The organism is Aequorivita vitellina (genome assembly GCF_022008365.1).
Taxonomy (GTDB): Bacteria; Bacteroidota; Bacteroidia; order Flavobacteriales; family Flavobacteriaceae; genus Aequorivita; species Aequorivita vitellina.
This window is the reverse complement of record NZ_JAIRBA010000061.1, coordinates 1-4,093: the sequence shown is the minus strand read 5'-3', so window position 1 is coordinate 4,093 and position 4,093 is coordinate 1. Positions and strand designations below refer to the sequence as shown.

2 protein-coding genes are annotated in these 4,093 nt (G+C 38.0%); both read right to left on the bottom strand.

Annotation, left to right across the window (positions count from 1 at the left end):
- Nucleotides 1-1,589: HYR domain-containing protein (locus K8089_RS15815; RefSeq protein WP_237604266.1), on the bottom strand; the 1,589-nt coding region annotated here is incomplete at its 3' end.
- Nucleotides 1,590-1,779: 190 nt separating this feature from the next.
- Nucleotides 1,780-3,675: a molecular chaperone HtpG gene (gene htpG, locus K8089_RS15810; RefSeq protein WP_237604265.1), complete on the bottom strand. Its 1,896-nt coding sequence runs from the start codon at nucleotides 3,673-3,675 to the stop codon at nucleotides 1,780-1,782.
- Nucleotides 3,676-4,093 lie beyond the last annotated feature (418 nt).

Sequence of the window (4,093 nt, the reverse complement as noted above, 5' to 3'; positions counted from 1 at the left end):
ACGCAGAATACTTCAGGAGCTGTAACATCTTGTACAGTAACCGTAGAAGTACAAGTAGCTGTTCTTCCAGCTGTATCTGTAACTGTCATAGTTACTGTGTTTGGACCCACATTTGAACAATCAAATGAAGATACATCTAAAGTCATAGAAGCAATAGCACAGTTGTCCATTGAACCGTTGTCTAGATCGGCAGCGGTAATTGTTGCCATTCCGGTAACTGGGTCAAGGTCTATTGTTATATCTTGACATACTGCCACGGGATCTTCGTTGTCTTCTACTGTTACGATAAAACTACAATCCTCTGTATTGCCGTCGCTGTCTGTAACTGTTAGTGTAACAGTTGTATCTCCAACAGGGAAAACACTTCCGCTTGCGGGTGTAGCTACAATATCGCCAGAGATGTTACCATCTTCAACATCAAATGCCACTCCGGCAAAGTTAACTACAGCACCACAGGTTCCTGGGTCATTGCTAGCCGTAATATTTGCTGGACAAACTATCGTTGGAGGATTACCTACCGTAGTTGGTACTTGACTAAAATTGATACAATAACTTAATAACGTTCCCGAATCACCTCCAGAATCATCACAAATGTTTAGTGTCCAGTTTCCACTGATTGGCTCTCCTGCAAATGTAGCAGCAAAAGTCCCACCTTCAGCTTGAAAAGTGCCAGTAAAAGGAGGAGATCCCGTTGTTATACTAGGCGCACCATCCATAAATACTGTATTGGTATAGTTATCTCCACTGCCTCCATTATCGCTAGAAAGGTCAAGTGTGGTTCCTGATGGAGAAATTAATGTAATATCTAAGTCAGAAACCCAAGTGTGAGTAAGATCCAATTCAACAGTATCTAAAATGTAATCGCCAGGCCCGGTACCTATCGTGCCAACGGTAGCAACAGCTGCCGGTGAAATTGTTGGGTCGTTACAAGCGCTGTTTCCTGTTCCTACGGCAGGAATTGGTTGAGGATTGCCAGTGCCACAAGCTGAAATTGGGCCTGCTGCAGGCATATCACATTTTATAACGCCTCCATTTGGTGCGAAGCTAAATTGAATACTACAATTTGCTACTGAACTTGTATTTGTAAAAACCACTTCAAACCAACCCGGCTCTACCGTTACAGAAAAAGGTTGGGTAGTAGATCCACCAACATCTGCTAAATAATTAGCACCTTGATTAGATGGGTCATAAGGAGTAGTGCTTGCACCACCAGCTTCTTGATAAACCATTGCATGACCATTCGTGCCGCAAGGTGTGCCCCCGCTGTTTGGATCAAAGTTGACAGTTATACACGTGGGAGCGGCATCAGAATTATAAAAGCGAATCGCGGTATAATTGTAGGAAGAACCTGCATTAAAAATTCCTGGGTAAGCTTCGGATGGACATGTACTCGGTACTGCATCTCTATATATTCTACCCATTTGGGTTCCGGATCGAACAAAAAAACCAGATGGCTCTGCCGAAAGTCCAATTTGGGTCTCTATTGGACTGGTAAGGTCATTACAGTCACCTTGTGCGAAGGAACTGGTGTTGAACATGATTAATAGTAAGAAGCTTAAAGCTATACTTACAAAATAATTTTTCTTCATAATTAATAATGATTTATAGTTAGACACATAAAAGTATGTTAATTAATTTAATTTAGAGCTATAAAAACTTGTTAATTATATGAAAGTCAAAAAAAATTGTAAATAATATTAAGATTTGTCTAATTTAACTCCATAAAAAAAGCCATTACCGTAGTCTACGGCAATGGCTTTAATTAGTTTACAAAGGTTGCTACTTAATCATTTCATAACTACGTTTTATAAATGCAGTTAGTTCTTCTCCTTTTAATAAATTTTTACTCAATCTTGCCAAATCCAGCGCTTGGTTTACCAAACGTTCCTTTTTCTTATCGGTTTTGGTGTTTAAGATTTCGCTTACCAATGCGTGGTTGGTATTTACGATGAGGTTGTACATTTCTGGGAAACCACCCATGCCAAACATACCGCCTCCGCCGCCAGTTTTTTGCATATCTTTCATTCTACGCATAAACTCGGGCTCAGTAATAATAAATGGGTTTGCGTTGCTATCCATCGCTTCTAATTGTACGCTAAATTTTTCCTTCGGAATAACCCCGTCTAAAAACGTTTTTAAACTTTCCTTTTCTTCATCAGAAAGTTTTGAAATTTGCTCATCGTCTTTTTTAATAAGGTTTTCAACGTGATCGCTATCTACGCGAACAAACGAAATTTTCTCTTCACTGCTCTCCACCTTTTGAAGTAAATGTGCCACTATTGGCGAATCTAAAAGCAATACTTCGTATCCTTTTTCCTTGGCGGCTTCAATATAACTGTGTTGTTCTTCTTTGTTTGAAGCGTAAAGAATTACAAGGTTGCCTTCTTTGTCGGTTTGAACGTCTTTTACCTTTTCCTTTAATTCAGAAAAAGTAAAGAACGTATCGTCAACCGTTGGATAAAGTGCAAAATCCTTAGATTTTTCGAAGAATTTATCTTCGGTTAACATTCCGTATTCAATGACAATTTTAATATCGTTCCATTTCTTCTCAAAACCTTCACGGTCGTTGTTGAATAAACTTTTTAGCTTATCTGCAACTTTACGGGTAATGTAGCTCGAAATCTTTTTTACCGCCCCGTCAGCCTGTAAATAGCTTCGCGAAACGTTCAATGGAATATCCGGACTGTCAATAACTCCACGCAACATCGTTAAAAATTCAGGAACAATACCTTCCACATTATCAGTTACAAAAACTTGGTTTTGATAAAGTTGAATTTTATCCTTTTGAATGTTCATGTCATTCGTCATCTTCGGGAAATAAAGTATCCCCGTAAGATTAAAAGGATAGTCAACATTTAAATGAATGTGGAAAAGCGGCTCTTCAAACTGCATCGGGTACATTTCGCGGTAAAACGCTTTGTAGTCTTTGTCTTCAAGTTCCGTTGGCTGCTTGGTCCACGCTGGAGAAGGATTGTTTATTATGTTATCAACTTCTTTGGTTGGTGCGGGATCGTCTTCTTTTGCATCTTCGGGTTTCGGAAGTGTTTCCGTGCGCATTCCAAATTTAATTGGGATTGGCATAAACTTGTTATACTTCACCAACAATTCAGAGATACGGTTTTCTTCTAAAAACTCGGTAGAATCCTCGGCAATATGAAGGATTATTTCGGTGCCTCTTTCCTTTTTGTCGGCAGCTTCCAAAGTAAATTCTGGTGAGCCATCACACGACCAATGTACTGCTGGTTCGTCTTTATAGCTTTTTGTTATTATCTCAACCTTTTCAGCAACCATAAAAGCCGAATAGAATCCAAGCCCAAAATGCCCAATAATTCCAGCATCTTTTCCGTCTTTATCTTTGTATTTTTCTATAAATTCTTCGGCACCCGAAAAAGCAATCTCGTTGATGTATTTTTCAACTTCTTCTTTCGTCATCCCAATTCCTTGGTCTATAATGCGAAGTTCTTTTTTCTCTTTATCCAACTTTACTTCAATCATCGGATTGCCGTATTCAACTCCATTCGCTTCACCAATATTGGTTAAATGCTTCAATTTTAAAGTTGCGTCGGTAGCGTTCGAAATTAACTCACGAAGAAAAATCTCGTGATCGCTGTATAAAAACTTTTTAATCAGTGGGAAAATATTGTCCACCGATACATTAATAGTTCCTTTGCTCATTTTGTATGTTATTTATTGTTATTTTTTATTGCTATTGAATATAGTCAAAGAAAATACCAATTGACCGGATGCTGACACCTTGTCACAGAAAATTTTGGCTGAAGCATGGAAAATGAAAAAATGAAACCAATAATTGAACTATTTTTTGAAGCGGTATGAGCCATTTACGAGACGCAAAAAAACCAATAAAACTTTAACAAAACTTTGTTTAATCCTTTAACAATTACACTAAACAAAGTGTAGTATCTTTACAAAGAGTAATCGAATATTAAATTGCTATGAAAAAGTGAAAATATTCTATTATTTAATTGGTTAGGTTGTTTAAAGAGGCTGTCTAAAAAGGGCAGCCTTTTTTCATGGTCAATCAGCATAAATTTCGTATCTTCATGCCATGAAAGCAAGCCCTGTATGGAAGACC